This window comes from Rhodococcus globerulus (genome assembly GCF_019334125.1).
In the GTDB taxonomy this organism is placed as follows: domain Bacteria; phylum Actinomycetota; class Actinomycetes; order Mycobacteriales; family Mycobacteriaceae; genus Rhodococcus_F; species Rhodococcus_F globerula.
In genome coordinates, this window is the sequence record NZ_CP079698.1 from 234,322 (window position 1) to 251,480 (window position 17,159).

The 17,159-nt window shown below is 62.2% G+C and carries 14 protein-coding genes; 10 read left to right on the forward strand and 4 right to left on the reverse strand.

The genetic code is table 11. The annotated features are described in order from the left end of the window. Nucleotides 1-29 precede the first annotated feature (29 nt). Both KYT97_RS00990 and KYT97_RS00995 read right to left on the reverse strand, forming a co-directional pair. Nucleotides 30-1,316, reverse strand: coding sequence for an alanine racemase (locus KYT97_RS00990; RefSeq protein WP_219111600.1), 1,287 nt, complete (start codon nucleotides 1,314-1,316; stop codon nucleotides 30-32). 32 nt (nucleotides 1,317-1,348) lie between these two features. Beyond that, entirely contained in the window at nucleotides 1,349-3,010 is a 1,662-nt protein-coding gene (locus KYT97_RS00995) for an amidohydrolase family protein (RefSeq protein ID WP_342393902.1), read from the reverse strand. Between the two features lie 2 nt (nucleotides 3,011-3,012). On the opposite strand from KYT97_RS00995, the gene KYT97_RS01000 reads away from it, so the two are divergent. The 4 genes from KYT97_RS01000 to KYT97_RS01015 all read left to right on the forward strand — a co-directional run bounded on the left by KYT97_RS01000 (nucleotide 3,013) and on the right by KYT97_RS01015 (nucleotide 7,705). Next, the gene (locus KYT97_RS01000) at nucleotides 3,013-3,858 is read left to right on the forward strand and encodes a M55 family metallopeptidase (protein ID WP_219111602.1); all 846 of its coding nucleotides are present in this window, start codon (nucleotides 3,013-3,015) and stop codon (nucleotides 3,856-3,858) included. Nucleotides 3,859-4,002: 144 nt separating this feature from the next. Next, on the forward strand, nucleotides 4,003-5,097 hold the full coding sequence (locus tag KYT97_RS01005) for a M20 family metallopeptidase (RefSeq protein WP_219111603.1): 1,095 nt from the start codon (nucleotides 4,003-4,005) through the stop codon (nucleotides 5,095-5,097). Nucleotides 5,098-5,099: 2 nt separating this feature from the next. Next, a complete protein-coding gene (locus KYT97_RS01010; RefSeq protein ID WP_045067332.1) occupies nucleotides 5,100-5,975 on the forward strand; it encodes a GNAT family N-acetyltransferase in 876 nt (291 codons plus the stop codon). Further along, complete coding sequence (locus KYT97_RS01015; protein ID WP_239654715.1) at nucleotides 5,972-7,705, forward strand: PucR family transcriptional regulator; 1,734 nt, start codon at nucleotides 5,972-5,974, stop codon at nucleotides 7,703-7,705. The genes KYT97_RS01010 and KYT97_RS01015 overlap by 4 nt, the downstream gene beginning before the upstream one ends. Nucleotides 7,706-7,776: 71 nt before the next feature. Here KYT97_RS01015 and KYT97_RS01020 read toward each other — a convergent pair whose 3' ends face one another. Both KYT97_RS01020 and KYT97_RS01025 read right to left on the reverse strand, forming a co-directional pair. After that, nucleotides 7,777-8,673 carry a serine hydrolase gene (locus tag KYT97_RS01020; RefSeq protein ID WP_219111604.1) on the reverse strand — a complete coding sequence of 299 codons (897 nt, stop codon included), beginning with the start codon at nucleotides 8,671-8,673 and terminating at the stop codon, nucleotides 7,777-7,779. Nucleotides 8,674-8,764: 91 nt separating this feature from the next. Beyond that, nucleotides 8,765-9,652: a LysR family transcriptional regulator gene (locus KYT97_RS01025; protein WP_045067334.1), complete on the reverse strand. Its 888-nt coding sequence runs from the start codon at nucleotides 9,650-9,652 to the stop codon at nucleotides 8,765-8,767. A gap of 194 nt (nucleotides 9,653-9,846) precedes the next feature. On the opposite strand from KYT97_RS01025, the gene KYT97_RS01030 reads away from it, so the two are divergent. The 6 genes from KYT97_RS01030 (at nucleotide 9,847) to KYT97_RS01055 (ending at nucleotide 17,090) form a co-directional block, all read left to right on the forward strand. Then, nucleotides 9,847-11,394: an N-acyl-D-amino-acid deacylase family protein gene (locus tag KYT97_RS01030; protein WP_219111605.1), complete on the forward strand. Its 1,548-nt coding sequence runs from the start codon at nucleotides 9,847-9,849 to the stop codon at nucleotides 11,392-11,394. After that, complete coding sequence (locus KYT97_RS01035) at nucleotides 11,391-12,818, forward strand: FAD-binding oxidoreductase (protein ID WP_425332397.1); 1,428 nt, start codon at nucleotides 11,391-11,393, stop codon at nucleotides 12,816-12,818. The genes KYT97_RS01030 and KYT97_RS01035 overlap by 4 nt, the downstream gene beginning before the upstream one ends. Next, complete coding sequence (locus tag KYT97_RS01040; RefSeq protein ID WP_045067336.1) at nucleotides 12,815-13,297, forward strand: RidA family protein; 483 nt, start codon at nucleotides 12,815-12,817, stop codon at nucleotides 13,295-13,297. The genes KYT97_RS01035 and KYT97_RS01040 overlap by 4 nt, the downstream gene beginning before the upstream one ends. 252 nt (nucleotides 13,298-13,549) lie before the next feature. Then, nucleotides 13,550-14,944, forward strand: coding sequence for a serine hydrolase domain-containing protein (locus tag KYT97_RS01045; protein ID WP_245005986.1), 1,395 nt, complete (start codon nucleotides 13,550-13,552; stop codon nucleotides 14,942-14,944). Between the two features lie 98 nt (nucleotides 14,945-15,042). Continuing rightward, on the forward strand, nucleotides 15,043-16,122 hold the full coding sequence (locus KYT97_RS01050; protein WP_219111607.1) for a dipeptidase: 1,080 nt from the start codon (nucleotides 15,043-15,045) through the stop codon (nucleotides 16,120-16,122). A 32-nt stretch (nucleotides 16,123-16,154) separates the two neighbouring features. After that, nucleotides 16,155-17,090, forward strand: coding sequence for an alpha/beta fold hydrolase (locus tag KYT97_RS01055; RefSeq protein WP_219111608.1), 936 nt, complete (start codon nucleotides 16,155-16,157; stop codon nucleotides 17,088-17,090). Nucleotides 17,091-17,159: the final 69 nt, after the last annotated feature.

A 17,159-nucleotide genomic window follows, 5' to 3' on the forward strand; every position in this document is an offset into this window, starting at 1 on the left:
GTCCCCGCGGGGACGCCTTTCTCGGGTTTTCAGAAGAACGTGTGGACTGACCCTACGACGCGATAACGTGCATCAACCTCAGGAATCAGTGACCACTTGTCGAAAGTTGTGCACGGGTGCGAGATTCCGCAGCCCAGGAGATCACCGACACGCACGTCGAAATCTGCCGGCAGATCGACGTAGGCGTGCTGATCGTTGAGTGCAGAGATGGACAGTTCCCGAGCCGACTGATTGGAGCCGTCTCGCCGTCGCCACAGTACTGTGGGAAAGCCTGCGTCGGAACCGACGTCGCGACGACCGAAGCCGAGGATCGCCCGGCCCGGCTCAGGTAGGGAGAGCACAACGCCCCAGACCTCGGCAGCTGCCCGCAGAGTCCGCGGACCATCGGCCCATGGCGAGGTATCGGCGTAGAGGCCGTGATCGTGAGTGATGTAGCAACCACTGCGCAGCACGACGCGCACACCGTTGTCCGTTGCCCAACGGCCGGCCAACTCGCGGACTACCAGATCGTGGAATGCGCTGCCGCCGAAGGTGACCAGGGGGAGCGGGGCTTGTGTCGAGTTGTTCTCGAACAGGTTCTCCGCCACGCAGATTTCTGTGAATACTCGCGCGGATCTGAGATACGAATCGACGGAGATGCGGCGGGCAGCCACCGACGCACCCGGCATCATGCCCTCGAACCCCTCGACTCCGGTGAGGACGAGTGCCTGGGTCTGTGACGCTGCGCGGGCGACGTCGAGTGCCTGGTCGAGTGTGCGCGCCCCGGCGCGACCGTTGTCGTAGCCGAGTTCGACGAGTACGCGGATTCTGCTGCTCGGTGAGACTTTCGCGATCAACCTCTCCATGAGTTGGACGCTCTCGATCGAGTCGACCAGGGTAGCGACGAAGAACCCGGGATCTGTTTGCTGCACATCACAGATCCATCGAATGCCCGCCGGGTCGAGTACTTGGCTCGCGATGATGATGGTGTCGACGCCGAACTCGCGGAGAATGCGTGCCTGCGCGACCGTCGCCGCGGTCATTCCCCACGCTCCGGCGTCGAGTTGTCGATGAACCAATTCCGGACTCATCGTGGTCTTGGCATGAGGTGCCAGGTCGACATCGTGGTCGGCGCAGAACTTTGCCATGAGGTCGACATTGTGTGAGATCGCCTCCCGATCGAGTGTCATCACCGGGAGTGGGAGGTCGCCGTCGAGAGCGGAGATCCCCAACGCTTCGAGGTCGGAACTGCGCAGACCGTTGAGGTCGGTTCCGAAGGCTTTGTGCTGCCAGCCGATCGGTGGGTTCGTGTGGTCGGTCGTATCGGCGATGTTCATGAGTAAAAGACTTTCTGTCAGAGCTTGTCCGGTCACGAGCGGCGAATTGGTCGACCTGGCAGGGCATCCTCGACGAGGATGCCTCCCTCGACGACGGGTACTCCGCCGACCAGTACCCGGCTGATTCCACTGGAAGGCCGAGTACCGTCGACGTACGTGGCGTTGTCGGTAATTCTATCGGGGTCGAAAACGACGATGTCGGCGTCGCTGCCTGGGCTGATCCGCCCCTTGGACGACATTGCGGGAACTGACTCCTCCAAAATCTGGGCTGGGATCAACGAGCAGCGAGCGATGATGTCCGACAGCGACAGTAGTTGACGCTCGCGATACAGCGTGCGGATTGCGCGTGCATAGGTACCGGCGCCGCGAGGATGGCCGAGTGCAGTCGGGGGCAGTGGCCACTGCAGTGCATCGGCCGGGGTGCGCCTCGGCCAGGTCAGCGGCATAGCGTCGCTGGCGATTGCGGCTCGATCGAAAGTCATTGCCCGTTCGAGGATCTCGCGTGTGGGGTCGTCGGTCTCGTCGAGGAACTCGACGAGAACCAAGGCGCCGGGATCGGTGGCACGGAGGTGCTCCAACTGCTTGCGGTTCTCGATGCGTTCCCCGGTGGGAACGAAGGTGAGTGATTGCGTCGTCAGATTCATCAGATGCAGCCTGTCCGGATCGAGAAAGGCCGCTCCGACTGCCGTCGACCCGGAACCGTACGGATACGCCTCGGTGGTGACACGTGAGCCGGCTTCCTGAACGCGCGCCACCACCGCCAGAGCTTGGTCGACGTGCGCACCGGAGGTGCTGTTGACATGGCAGTAGTGCATATGTGCGCCGGTTTCGGCTGCAGCACGGGCGATTTCGACGGCACCGTCCACCGGGCTCGACGGATCCATCGAAATGAGCGGACGCGCATGGGTATAGGTAGGCACACCCGCCCGGGCAGCGAGTGTCGCGACCTCCAGGTATTCCGCGGGGTCGGACTTCGGGGCGTATCCGACCACGACTCCGATCCCGAGAGCTCCTGCGGCGAGGTCACTGTCGATGAGTTCGAGAATGTGTGCGCGCTGCGCCGACGTCGGCTCGCCCTGCCAGCTCGGCGCACCCAGGTGATGCAGAAGTGTTCGGATGTCACCGTCGGGATCGGCGCCGGCGAGCTCGATCATGCGGGCGTGTGCCCACGATGTTGCGTAACCGTAGTTGATCGGGCGTCCTTCGGAAGCCGCTCGCGCGTACGCCTTCGCGACGGGTATGACGCCGGCCTCCAGTTCGAGGGCCGTCGTGACGCCGTCCATCGCCTGCAGCCGTTGCTCGGCGATTTCCTGTCCGTGACTGTGCATGTCGATGAATCCGGGGCAGATCACCTGACCTGTCACATCGATGGTCCGGAGGGCTTCGATCGCGTCGTGGCCCCAAGCCGAAACCGTGCCGTCGGTGATCGCGATGTTGCGAACCTCGTCGGTGCCCGATGCCGGATCGACCACGCGGCCGCCGGTGAACACGATGTCGTGGACCTGCATAAGCGTTGCACTCCTGTCGTTGGTCGATAGTGTCCCGATGGTTTCACGGGTGCAGTTCCGGATTCTGGTGTGAACGTCCCAAATTGAGGCGTGCTCACCGTTCGGCGGAACAAGAATCTGACACGCACGAATGTGAAGGTGAGGTGTAACGACCAACACGGCTGGAACAGATTCGATGGAGGGCACTGATGCACGTCTACATTTCGGTGGACATGGAGGGTATCGCGGGTATCGCGACTCTCGATCAGACGGTTCGCGGCGGTGGCGGGTATCCGCGGGCGCAGGCGCTCATGACCGCAGAGACGAATGCTGCAATTGCCGGTGCGTTCGACGGCGGCGCGACGAGCGTCCTGGTCAATGACAGCCATGGAACGATGGACAACCTGCTTCATGCTGATCTGGATCCTCGAGCTCGGGTGATTTTCGGGTCTCCGAAGTTGCAGTGCATGGCCGAGGGTCTGACGTCGGATCACGACATTGCACTTTTTGTGGGCTATCACGCGCCTGCGGGTGGGCCTGGCGTCCTGGCGCATACTTTCTCGAGTCTGTTCGCCGACGTTCGACTCGACGGTAAGTCGGTGTCCGAGACCGATGTCAACACTCTGTACGCGGCGACGCAGGGTGTTCCGGTAGGCCTGGTCACCGGAGACGACATCATCTGCGCCCTGGTGGACGCAGCGTCGCCGACGACGGAGACCGTAGAGGTGAAGAAGGCGCATGGATGGTCGGCTGCAAACTCGTTGCCTCCGTCGCTCGCGTGCGACCACATCAGGGCAGGAGCGGAACGTGCGGTGCGCAAGGCCGACACGCTGAAACCCGTAGCGCTCCGGGACGAATGGACGCTCGAGATCGTTCACCCCACGACTACGGCTGCCGAGCTTGCGGAGGCTGTTCCCGGTTCGAGGAGGATTGCGGACCGTACCATCGCGCACACTCTGGGCAGTGTCGACGACATACTCGGATTGATCACTGTCAACTCACGATTGGCCGCAGTCGGGGTCAAGCCGATTGTGACGGTTGCCAATCGAACCTGATTCGCCGATGTCCCGTCGGGGAAGCAATTGGTGGCGTACGACGAATTCGAGTCGGAAGGACAGTAGTCCTGGACAAGATCTGCGGTAGTCGGTTCGGCCAAGCTTGACGGGAGTAGTCGACGTCGGTGACAGGAGTACCTGAGAGTGGACAAGAAGACAATGGCGGCGGACTTGGCCGCTTTGGTGATCGCCGAGTCACCCAGTTCAGATCTCGCGGCGGTCGACGCCTGTGCGGACGTGGTTGCCGAGATCGGGGAACGACATCTCGGAAGCGCTCCGGAACGCATCCGCATCGACGGACGGCAGCACTTGCGTTGGTCGTTCGGGGCGGAGCCGAAGGTGATGCTCCTCGGGCATTTCGACACCGTGTGGCCGCTCGGGACACTCACCGAACTGCCCTGGTCCGTCACCGACAACATCGCCACCGGACCCGGAGTCTTCGACATGAAGGCCGGCATCGTTCAGCTTTTTCATGCGCTCGCATCTCTCCCGTCGCTCGACGGCGTAGTCGTGCTCCTCAACTCCGACGAAGAAATCGGCTCCCCGACTTCGCGCGCCCTGATCGAGGAGCACGCGCGCCAGGTCGAGGCGGTGCTGGTCCTCGAAGCCGCCGCCGACGGCGCGGTGAAGACAGCGCGAAAGGGCATGTCGCTCTACTGCATCACTATCGAGGGACGCGCTGCGCACGCAGGCCTGGAACCCGAGCGGGGTGTGAACGCTGTCGTGGAACTCGCGCATCAGATTCTGGCCGTGGCGGAACTCGCGGATCCGGCGGTGGGAACGTCAGTGGTCCCGTCGGTCATCAGTGGTGGCACCACCACCAATACTGTTGCAGCGCAAGCGCAACTGTGGTGCGACGTTCGGATGTGGTCCGCGAAGGAACAGGAACGCATCGATCGTTCGGTTCGCGAGCTGGTGCCAGTACTGGCCGAAAGCCGGATCTCGGTGACCGGAGGACCCAACCGGGGTCCCCTCGAGGCCGCGTCGTCGGAGAAGCTGTACTTCCTCGCCCATCAGATCAGTAGCGAGAACGGGCTGGGGATGTTGCGCGACTGCGCGGTCGGCGGTGCCTCGGACGGAAACTTCACCGCTGCAGTCGGAACCCCCACGTTGGACGGCCTCGGTGCCGTCGGCGGTGGCGCCCACGCGGCAAACGAACACGTAGAGATAGATCAGATGATCCCGCGCGCCGCGTTGTTGGCCGGTTTGGTGACTCGAGTCCTGGAGGGAGGACTGTGACGATGACATCGCCGAATATCAGCCAAGCCGAACATGCCGCTGTGCTTGCGCGTGTGACTATCGAAACCGTTACCGGGCATGCCAAGTTGGAACAGGTTTTCGACCTGTTCGAGAAGGTATGGCAGCCGGAGAGCGGAAATCCGCCCGTGCACCGGGACATGATGCAGGCACTCGCGCACTCCGGTAATTACGTAGCCGGCGCTTTTCGTGGTGGAGACCTGATCGGTGCGTCGGTCGCATTCTTCGAGGAACCGCAGCACCGTTCGTTGCATTCTCACATCACGGGGATCCTCCCGACTGTCCAGAACGGTCATATTGGCCTTGCATTGAAACTGTTCCAGCGGGCGTGGGCGCTGGAACGGGGGATTCTCCACGTGCGGTGGACTTTCGATCCCCTCGTCGCGCGCAATGCCTACTTCAACGTCTCGAAACTCGGTGCGCTCCCGATCCAGTATCTGCCGCGTTTCTACGCGCCGATGAACGACGGTCTCAACGGCGGTGCCGACAGCGACAGGTTGCTGATCGACTGGGAAATCGGCAGTAGCAAGGTCTCGGATGTCGTCTCCGGTGCCGGCGAGGTTCCGACTCCAGAGTCCTTGGGAACGAGCGAACTGCTGTCCGTCTCGGAAGCCGGTCTGCCCGTGATGAAAGCGACCGAGAATCGATTTGTCACCGTGGCTACGCCGAATGACGTGTATGCACTGCGTAATTCGGACCCGACGGTGGCGAACGATTGGCGATTGGCTGTCCGCGACGCTCTCGGTGGCGTGCTCGCCGAGAACGGGGTGGTAGTTGCCGTCACCCGGAGCGGGAAGTACGTGCTGGATCGTGCGCCGGGATCAGAATTCGTCAAGGCGACAGTGGAGGTTGCTTCGTGAAGGGTCTGGGAGGCCCAGGTGTTCCGGGAGGCCCAGGCGTTGCGGGAGGCTCAGGTATCGGCGTCGGACCGTATGACACACTTCGTTCACAGGACGAAGGAGTGATGGACGTGGGCACCGTGCGACCTCGCATCAGTTTGGTGCGGCTTCTCGAAGACGTGGGAACCACGGTGCTGAACGCGGTTGTCGGTGATCCGCAGTCGATGGACGAGGTTGCGTCCGTCGTCATTCACGATCCCGAAGACGATTCGCCGTCGACCTCGGACTCGATGGTATTGCTCGTCGGGATCAGTGGCGGTGAACGTATCGCGGAATCCGTCGTCGATCTGGCCGAGCGTGGTGTAGCGGTGGTGGTCGCGCGTGTCAGCTCCGACCTGAGCTCTGTGGACCGGGAGACCATCGAATCCACGGGTGTCGTCGTGTTGGCGCTGGCCAGAGGAGTCTCGTGGGTTCAGTTGACAAGCCTGCTGCATTCGGTGCTGGAAGCTCGTAACGAAGTCGGCCACATACATTCTCGCGGAGGTGGCCCGGCTGGGGATCTGTTTGCGTTCGCCAACGCGGTCAGCGCACTCCTGGACGCGCCGATCACGATCGAAGACAGAAGCTCACGGGTCATAGCGTTCTCCGGTCGTCAGGAGGAAGGTGACGGTCCGCGTATCGCGACCGTTCTGGAACGGCAGGTCCCTGACCAGTACATTCGAGTGCTCGAAGAGGCAGGGGTATTCGACCGGCTCTATCGAAGCGACGATCCGGTGTGGGTGCCGGCGGAGACCCTCGGTACCAAAATGGGACGTATCGCAGTGTCCATTCGGGCCGGCGACGAGTTCCTCGGCTCCATGTGGGTGGCACTGGTCGCGCCGTTGTCGGAAGACCGAACGCGCGCGTTGCTCGATTCGGCAGGGATGATCGCGTTGCAGATGTTGCGGTTGCGCGGCGGCGCCGACGCCGAGCGTCGACTGCGCGCAGACCTGATCGCGACCCTACTCGACGGAGGGGCCGGTGCGGTCGACGCGATGAATCGGCTCGGCCTCGGCACTGGTCCTACGCTCGTAATGGCTTTGGGCCGAAGGTCTTTCGAGGGGTCGTCGAAGCCGGATGACGCCGCCCATATCGTGCGATTGACTGACGCTCTGGCGATGCACCTCGGTGCCGTTCACTCGCAGTCGGCGGCTGCCCTGGTCAACGGAACCGGCTACGCGGTGCTGTCCGTTCGCGGGCACTCCCCGGCAGAAGCCGAGTTGCAGGCGTCTCGTGTGGCCTCGGATTTCCTGGACCGCACCGGAGCGTCCGGCGATACGATTATCGGGATCGGTCGGGTCGTGACCAGACCGGCTCAGTTGAGCCGATCGAAGCGCGATGCCGAGCACGCACTCGAAGTGTTGTTGGCGGGACGAGCGTCCGGCAGTGTCGCCACCTTCAGCAGTGTCCACGTTGATGCCATTCTGTTGGAGATCGCGTCGGAGGTCGCAGCCGAAGGGTTTTCGGACCTCGGGCCGATCGAGGCAATCGCCAGTCACGACGCTGCTCATGCGACCTCGTTTGTCGACACTCTCGATGCGTGGCTCAACGCCTTCGGGGATGTCGGTGACGCGGCCGCATCATTGCATGTGCATCCCAACACATTTCGGTACCGGCTCAGTAAGGTGAAGAGTATGGCGGCACTGGATCTCGATGATCCGAACGTGCGCTTCCGGCTGATGGTGCACCTTCGACTGCGTGGGCCGCGGTAGCTCGAAAGCCGAAAAATGCGGGTCGCGCTGAACTTTCAGCGCGACCCGCATTTTTTGTCAGCGGATTTTTGTCAGCTGTTGTTGCGGAGTGCTTCGACAGCGATGCGGCCGACGGTTCCGATCGAGGCGTCGATTTTCGGCGCCCGTTTGGTGAGTTCGTGGGATTTGGTGAAGACACCGACGGCGTAACGCTTGCCGTCCGGGTACGTCACGACACCGGCTTCGTTTCGTACCAATCCCAGGGTGCCGGTCTTGGCGGCGACAGTGACCTCGTCGGGGAAACCGGAAGAAAGTCGGTGCGGCCAGACCTGCTTGCTCATGATCGTTCGGACCTCGTCACAGGCGGATGCGGGGCCGGCTTCGTCGCGCCAGATTGCAGCCAGCAACTGTGTGATCTCGCGAGGAGTACTGGAATTGGTGCGGGACGGATCCATAACGGAAATCGTCCGAAGAATTTCGATCTCGGGGTATTCGAGCAGGGTGCCAGCGTCGACTCCGAGATCTTCGTAGACTGTCTTGAACAGGCCGCGGCAGTCGCGAACCAAGTTGGTCTTTTCCAAGCCGAGCCCGCGCAGCGTCGCGACGATGTTGTCGAGCCCGAGTCGGTTGTAGATGAAGTCGGTGGCGGCGTTGTCGCTGAAGCTCATCATGAGCAGAGCGAGGTCTCGCCAGCTGGCGGTGACGTCGTCGGCGCAGCCGCCGATACCGATGCCGCCCGAGCGGAACTCGGCCGTCACTGTGGCGTGCTCGGTCGGATCGAGGGTTCCGGCCGCTACTGCGCGGGCGTACTCGAGGACGACGGGAATCTTGAAGACGGAGGCGAGGATGACACCGTCGTCAGCGCCGTAGCCGAACTCTTCGCCGGAATCGATGTCACGTACGTGCACGAACGCGTCGGTCTTCGCTTCGGCCAGAACAGCAGCGATCTCCTGCTGTGCGCTGTCAACGTGGGTGGCAGTGTCGGTCATTCGAGGGGCCTTTCGTCGGTGTCCGTAGATCTGAGGATAGTGAGATCCCGAAGGCCGGTCTTGTGTGAATCGACGAAGGTTGGCACTGGTTTCAGTGGTGATCCACTATCTGGTCCACTACTTCGAGGAAAAGCCGGAGCGCGAGGTTCGGGTTGTCGGCTCGAAACGCGAGACCGACCGTCAGATACATTGCCGGTCCGTCGATCTCGCACATATGAACCCCGGGAACCCGGTAGGTTGCGGCGCGTCCGGCGGGCATCGGCGCTACCCCGACGCCGGCCGCTACCGCGTGCAGTACCTGCTCGTCATCGGCCTCGCGTCTGACCACGTTCGGTGCCCTTGTGGGCCAGAACATTTCGACGATGGCGTCGTACATGCCTGGTCCGTTCGCCCGGGGCCAGAACACCACCGGCTCGTCCGCAAGTTGTGCCAGTTCGACGACGTCGAGTGCGGCGAGTGGATGTCCGGACGGTACCGCGAGCAGGAGTCGCTCACGGTCCACAATGCGAACCGTCAGCTTCGACTGGTCAAGAGGCGGCCGCACCACCGCGATGTCCACAGCCCCGTCGGCGGCAAGCGCCGTATTCCGGGTGGTATAGCCGCGATGCTCGGTAATCGCGACCTTTGGGTATCTGGCGCGAAATTGGTTGACGGCCAGTGCAACTGCCCCGCCGGCCCATGATCGCGTGTGCGCGATGCGCAGTTCACCCTCGGACCCGAGCGCTGAGGCTCGGATCCGTTCGACGGCTCGGTCGGCTGATTCGAGCAGGAATTTTGCTTCACGAACCGCGACGATTCCGGGATCCGTCAGGCTGATTCTGGGCCCTCGCCGATCGAAGAGCACTACGCCGAGCTCACGTTCGAGGACTTTGATCTGTTGGCTCAGTGCGGATTGTGCAACATGTAGCTCAGCGGCCGCGCGCGTGAAGTTAAGGTGATCCGCGATTGCCACCAGATATCGCGCCCGCTGCAGGTTCACGCTGTAACTATAAGTGAAGATGATCGAACAAGCGGGAATGCGACTTGGACAGTGTGTGCGCGCCGAGGCATGCTGAGTGCTGATCGACACGCTGTCGAAATCGGACGGGCCGAAGCCCTCGAGGACCCACATATGGCAGAAGACTCCCACGTGTACCTGCTGATCATGGTCATCGAAACACGATAGGAAATATCATGGACTACGACTTCGCGATAACCGGGGGAACGGTTGTCGACGGAACCGGATCACCACGACGCACGGCGGACGTGGCCATCGTCGGCGATCGGATCGCGGCGATCGGTCCGGGTCCGTTCCCGGCTACCGAGACCATCGACGCGACCGGTTGCATTGTGGCTCCCGGCTTTATCGACCTACACTCGCACGCCGACTTCACCGTACTTGGCCACCCCGGCGCCGAAACGCAACTGGCACAGGGCGTCACGACGCTCGTCACCGGAAATTGCGGACTGTCACCGTTCCCGTCGCACGACAGCGGACAGGCAGGGGCGCAGTGGCCCGACGCGTACGGATTCGGGGACGCAGTCACCGCAGCACGACCGGCTGTCAATGTGGGCTTACAGTTAGGGCACAACACACTGCGGGTTGCTGTGATCGGCAACGAGGATCGGCCTCCGACGACGGCGGAACTCGGGCAGATGTGCGCGATCATTACCGAATCTGCGACGGCGCCCGGCGTCGTCGGGTTCTCGACCGGCCTCATCTATATCCCCGGCCTTTTTGCACAGTCCGACGAACTGTGCACTCTGGTGGCAGCCGCCGCGACGGCGGGACTGTTGTACTCGACGCACATGCGCAACGAAACGTCGGAATTGGCCGCTGCGGTAGAGGAAGCCATCGAGACCGCGGAGCGGGCCGGCGCACGTCTGCAGATTTCGCATCTCAAGGCGATGGGACCGGAGAACTGGGGGACGGTGAACCGCGCCCTGGAACTGATGGATCAAGCCCGGATACGCGGAGTGGACGTCACCGCAGATGTTTATCCGTACACCGCGTCGAGCACGGACCTGTCCTCGAGGCTTGCGAGATGGGCCGTCGACGGCGGCCTCTCGGCGCTGCTTGAACGGCTGGCGGACCCCGAGACCCGGATACGCATTGCGGACGAGTTGAGGTCCAGGTTCGGCCGAGATATCGACCCGGACGGCGTCGTGATCGCGGCTCTGCCTAGCGGAGAGTTCCACCGTTACATCGGACACTCGCTATCCGAGATCGGCGCGGACCGCGGTACCGACGCCGCTGATGCTGCTCTCGATGTACTTGCCGCACATCAGGGTTCGGTGAGCATCGTCAACCACGCGATGAGCGAGGATGACATGCGGTCGGTGCTGACACATCCGCAGGTATCCGTCGCCAGCGATGGCGCGATGCTCGCCCCGGCCGGTCCCGGCCGCCCGCATCCACGCAGCTTCGGCACCTTTGCGCGAGTACTCGGCCGGTATGTCCGCGACGAGCGCACTCTGACGCTCGAGGACGCGATCCGGAAAATGACATCGCTGCCGGCATCCCGAATCAGGGTGACCGACCGCGGCCTTCTTGCTCCTTCCATGGCTGCCGACGTGGTGATCCTCGACCCGAACACGATCGAGGACACCTCGACCTTCGACGCACCGTGGCAGCTCGCCCGCGGTGTACGTGACGTGTTCGTGAACGGCATACCGACTGTGAGCGGCGGAGACCTCACCGGCCACCGCGGCGGCCGCCTGCTCGAGAGGAGCGCAGCGTGATCGCATCGACCACGACGCTCGTCGACGAACTCGCCCGCATTGTCGGGCCGGCACACGTCTTGACAGATCGTGACATGGTTGCGGGATATGTCACCGACTGGACGGGGCACTGGCACGGCGCTACCACTGCTGTGGTCAGGCCCGCCGACACCGGCCAAGTCTCCGCGGTCCTCGCCTGTTGTCACCGCGCCGGCGTCGCCGTCGTGCCGCAAGGCGGCAACACCGGGCTGGTCGGTGGGTCGGTGCCGATGCGCGGTGAGGTGGTGCTCAGCACGACCCGCCTCGCCGTCATCGAGGAAATCGACGAGGTCGGTCGCACGCTGGCAGCCGGCGCCGGTGTCACGATCGCGCAGGCGCAGCAGGCTGTCCGCGAACACGGGTTGGACCTCGGTATCGACCTGGCCTCACGTGATTCTGCGACGCTCGGAGGGATTGTCTCCACCAACGCGGGCGGCGTGCGAATGATCAAGTACGGCAACACTCGATCACGGTTGCTCGGCGTCGAAGCTGTTCTGTCCGACGGCCGGGTGCTCTCGCGTTGGAAGGCCTTGACGAAGGACAACGTCGGCTACGACCTGCCGGGTCTGCTGGCCGGCGCCGAAGGTACCCTCGCGGTCGTCACCCGGGTCCTGATGCGTCTGGTGGTTCCGGCTGCTCACACGCAGGTAGTGATGGCCGGGGTCGAATCGGTGGGTGCCGGTCTGGAACTGATCCATAGGCTCGAGCGCGCGGGACTCACGCTCGAAGCTGCCGAGTTGATGACTCGCACAGGTATCGGGCTGGTCCGGAAGCATCGGCACTTGCGACCGCCGCTCGACGCGGATGCACCGTTCTACGTACTTGTCGAGGTCTCCGGACCGACGCAAGCGCAGTCACTCCTGCTCGGGGTGCTCGCTGAAGCTGAGGGTATGGTGCAGGGCGCCGTCGTCGAGACCGGGCCGGCAACAAAGCTGTGGCAGTACCGTGAAAGTCACACCGAATCGGTCAGCGCCGAATCATCCACTCCACCAGTGAAGTTGGACATCGCGACGCCGCTGCGAGAGATAGAACCCTTCCTCGAGGCCTTGACCGCAGGGCTTGCCATCTCTTTCCCCGGTGTCACCCCGATTTGCTTCGGGCACATCGCCGACGGCAACATCCATGTCAATCTGCTCGACGTCACCGGCGATCAACGAGATGCCGTCACCGACTTCGTGCTTCGCTTGGTCACCCAACACGACGGCAGCATCAGTGCCGAGCACGGAGTGGGCCGCGCGAAGGCCCGCTGGATCGCCCTCGGGCGGAGCGATGTCGACCTCGACCTCATGGCCTCGATCCGGACTGCGCTGGATCCAGCAGGCATGCTCAACCCGCACATCCTCCCGGGGTCATCTGACTCCGAGACTAATTCGCCGATACAGCTCGAACGAGAGGTAGCCCGATGACCGGCACAACGACCTGGACAGACCGCCTGCGAGATCTCGAGCTATCCCTGCCGCCGGTCGCGACACCGGCGGGCGCATACGTGCCTGCTGTGCGTACCGGGAACCTGGTCTATACATCGGGGCAGTTGCCATTGGTGGATGGCGTCAGCACCTGTACCGGAAAGCTGGGCGTGGATGTATCGGTCGAGGACGCCGCCGCGGCTGCGCGACTGTGTGCACTCAACGGACTCGCCGCGGTCGACATGCTCGTCGGCCTCGATCGGGTCGTCCGCGTCGTGAAGATCGTCGGCTTTGTTGCGTCCGGTCCCGGGTTCACGCTGCAACCGCAAGTCATCAACGGCGCCTCCGACCTGCTCCTCGACGTTTTCGGTGGTGCCGGTCGGCACGCACGATCCGCGGTCGGGTTGGCCGAACTGCCTCGAGGTTGCGCCGTCGAGGTCGAGTTCGTTTTCGAAATCGACGGCGGCGGACTCTCGTAGCTGCTTGCCTGACGACGAACCCTGCGGCACTCGAGGCTCGTCGAATCGCACCATTTTCGGGTGCATGTTCAGTGCAATCGACCAGGACGAAATTGCAGCCGCGCTGAGATCATCGACTGATGGTTTTACCTTCCGCTTGCCTCGCACCTCGAAGAGTGAGCTGGTGGAGCAGGACCGATTTTGCGAGACGTTCTGCACCACAAGGTGGATCGCATCCATGCCATTGACTTCATGATCGAAGGAGTTCGACCAGTGACCGAATTGCCCAAGGACCTACTTGTCGCCCCGAAGTGGCAGGCACGACTCGACGAACTGGCCGAGAAGCATGCGGTGCCGGGCGCCCAGGTGGGAGTGATCGCGCTGTCTGACGACGGAACTGCGGATATCCGCGTGATCACTACCGGGCTGACCAGCTTGAACACCCGCGTCGAGGTGGATGCCGACACCCTGTTCCAGTACGGGTCCGCGACCAAGATCTGGACGACAACGCTGATCATGCAGCTCGTCGACGAGGGCAAGCTCACGCTGGACACCCTTGTGGTGGAGGTTCTTCCGGAGTTCACGATCGCGGACCCGTCCAACACGAAGGAAATCACGATCCGCCAGTTGCTGACGCATACCAGCGGTATCGACGGAGACCTGTTCAACGACACCGGCGACGGTGACGACTGCGTCGAGAAGTACGTCGACGAACTCGCGACCGCGATCAGCGTGACCAAGCCGGGCGGACATCTAAGTTACAGCAACGCAGGTTTCTCAGTGGCCGGCCGCATCGTCGAGGTTCTACGTGAGATGACGTGGGACGAGGCGTTGGTCGAATACCTCTGGAAGCCACTCGGATTGACGCACATCATCACCAAGGCCAAGGACGCCCCGCTGTTCCGCACCGCCGTCGGCCACGTGGGCAACCCGGATCGGACTTCACCGGACACGGTGGTTCCGACGAAGCAGTGGCTGCTCCCTCGCGGCATCGGACCGGCCGGCATCATCCTCGGATCCGTCAGCTCTCTGCTGAGCTTCGGTGCTGCACACATGCGTGACGGCCTGGCTCTGACGGGCGAGCGCATCCTGTCCGAAGAATCCGCGCGTTTGATGCGGACCCCGCAGTTGGACCTGACAGCGGTGTCGAGCGTCGATCAGGCCTGGGGGCTGGGTTGGATTCTGTCCGACTGGGGCGGAGTCACGTCCGCGCAGCACGGCGGCGCGACGATCGGCCAGATCACCCGATTCCACACGTTTCCCGAGCTCGGCCTGGCCATGGCGGTCGTCACGAATTCACGCGGCGGCGGAGCTCTGGCTCACGAGATCGAGAAAGAGATCGCTCAGGAATTCGATCTTGTTCTGCCCGAGCCGAAGTCCGAACGGGATGCTGCCGGCATAGATCTGTCGCCCATTCTCGGGACCTATGAATCGACCACCGTGCGAATCGAACTCACGCGCGGCGATGACGGTGGCTTCCAGGTCCAGAGCTTCGCCAAGGTCGAGATCGACGGTGAGCCCCCGTCCCCGCCCACCAAGGTCGTGCCGTTGTCTGCTTCACGGTTTGCGATCAGCAGTGAAAGTGCCTCGGGCGAGATGGCTCATCTCACGATCGATGGTGAGGAATATCTCTACATGACAAGGCTTTTCAAGAAAATACCGGAATAGCCGTGGCGAGGTGATTCTCTTCGCTGAATGAAATTTCGGGCAGGTCGAGGGCGATGAGGGCCCTCGACCTGCCCACACTACTTTATCCAGGAGAACTCGTGCTGAAACCTCTCGCTCCCTTTCCGGATGTGAATCATCCTGCTGCACTCGATGCTTACGGTCTTGCCCCGGTCATCGACGGTCACAACGATCTGGCCTGGACGGCTCGTCAGATCGCAGGCTATTCGGTGGAGAATCTCGAGAAGGATTCCATCTTCCAAACAGACATCGACAAGCTCGGGCGCGGGGGTGTGGGTGCGCAGTTCTGGTCGGTGTACGCACCGTGCGACATGACCGAACCCGAGGCAGTTCAGTACACCCTCGAACAGATCGACTACGTGTACCGGATGATCGAGCGGTATCCGGATACATTCGAATTCGCGCGAACCGGTGACGACGTGCGTCGTATCTGGAGCGCGGGCAAGGTCGCATCCTTGTTGGGTGCGGAAGGTGGCCACAGCATCGGAAGTTCGCTCGGCGTCCTGAGAATGATGGCGCGCCTTGGTCTTCGGTACATGACTCTCACGCACAACGACAACACCGGCTGGGCGGACTCCGCGACGGATTCGCGAGTTCACGGCGGTCTCACCGACTTCGGCCGGGAGATCGTGCGAGAAATGAACCGGCTCGGCGTGCTCGTCGACCTGTCGCACGTCTCGGTGGAAACCATGTGTGACGCCGTCGAGGCGTCGTCAGCGCCGGTGATTTTCAGTCATTCGTCCTGCTCACAGCTATGCGGGCACCCACGCAACGTTCCCGACGACGTCATGCGGTTGCTCGCTGCCAACGGCGGCGTGATCATGATCGCCTTTGTCCCCATGTTCCTTTCGGCCGAGTACAACGAATGGTTCACGGGCGGACGCGTCGGCGATCGGCCGGCGATGACGGTCGACCATCTCGCAGATCACGTCGAACATGCCAGGAAGGTTGCCGGAATCGATCACATCGGATTGGGCAGTGATTACGATGGATTCGACGACTTTCCGGACGGCATGCACGATGTATCGGGATTCGCAGTATTGATCGATCGTCTCGCCGAGCGCGGTTGGTCTGCCGAAGATTTGGCAAAGCTGATGGGCAACAACGTGTTGCGTGTACTCGACGAGACCAGTGTGGCCTCGCTGTCAAACCTGTCCTAGCTGTAGCGACGCCAAAGAAGATGAGGATGAGAATGAAGAAGATTCGTACTGTTGCACTGAGAGCTCTTGCTTCGGTGTCCGTTGTTCTGGTTTTAGTTGTATCCATTGCGCTCGTGTTCAACCTCGGTTCCAGCAAGGCAAACGTCCCGAGTGGGGAAGCGGGCAATCAGTTCGTGTCCGTCGACGGAAAGAACATGAGCGTCTCGATCCGTGGAAATGGCGATCAGACCATCGTGCTTCTACCCGGGTTCGGAACGTCCGCACCGATTCTCGACTTCAAGCCGCTGATCGACGAACTCGCGCCCAACTACCGGGTTGTTGCGATCGAACCCTTCGGCTATGGATACAGCGACGCAACGGACAAGGACCGCACCACGGAGAACATCGTCGAAGAAATACATGCCGCTGTGCAGGCTTTGGGGATTGACGAATACGTCCTGATGGGGCACTCCATCACAGGAATCTATGCTCTGGACTACACCGCGAAGTACCGCGACGAGGTCACCACTTTTGTGGGAATCGACAGCAGCGTCCCGGGGCAGCCGAACATGGATACGAAGTTTCCGATCGGAGCATTCAGGGTTGCAAAGCAATTGGGCTTCTCCGACGTTCTGGCGAAGTTTGCCGGTAACGAAGAATCAGACGCGTACCTCGATGACGCGGAGAAGGAAGAAATGAGCCGTCTGGTCGCGAAGAACAACTTCAGCGACACCTACCTCAACGAGATGGACCATCTTTCCAGCAACTTCGCTGCGTCGATCGGCAAGACGTTCCCGGCCGACCTTCCGATTCTGTTGTTTGCCGTACAGAATTCGAAGGTCCAGAGTTGGACAGCGCTCCACGAAGGGCAGGCAGCCTCCGTCGATCATGGTGAGTTGGTGCTGCTCGACGGGGACCACTACCTGCACCACACCAAATCGAAGGAGATCGCCGAACACTTCACGACTTTCATGGACGAACTTAACTAGGCTCACCCGCAGTACCGGCGCACATTCAAACAGCCGCCTCCACTGGATGACAGTGGAGGCGGCTGTTTG

Coding starts and splice junctions, on each gene's coding strand:
- KYT97_RS00990 (WP_219111600.1), bottom strand. CDS start 1,316: ATGAACATCGCCGATACGACCGACCACACGAACCCACCGATCGGCTGG.
- KYT97_RS01000 (WP_219111602.1), top strand. CDS start 3,013: ATGCACGTCTACATTTCGGTGGACATGGAGGGTATCGCGGGTATCGCG.
- KYT97_RS01010 (WP_045067332.1), top strand. CDS start 5,100: ATGACATCGCCGAATATCAGCCAAGCCGAACATGCCGCTGTGCTTGCG.
- KYT97_RS01020 (WP_219111604.1), bottom strand. CDS start 8,673: ATGACCGACACTGCCACCCACGTTGACAGCGCACAGCAGGAGATCGCT.
- KYT97_RS01030 (WP_219111605.1), top strand. CDS start 9,847: ATGGACTACGACTTCGCGATAACCGGGGGAACGGTTGTCGACGGAACC.
- KYT97_RS01040 (WP_045067336.1), top strand. CDS start 12,815: ATGACCGGCACAACGACCTGGACAGACCGCCTGCGAGATCTCGAGCTA.
- KYT97_RS01055 (WP_219111608.1), top strand. CDS start 16,155: ATGAAGAAGATTCGTACTGTTGCACTGAGAGCTCTTGCTTCGGTGTCC.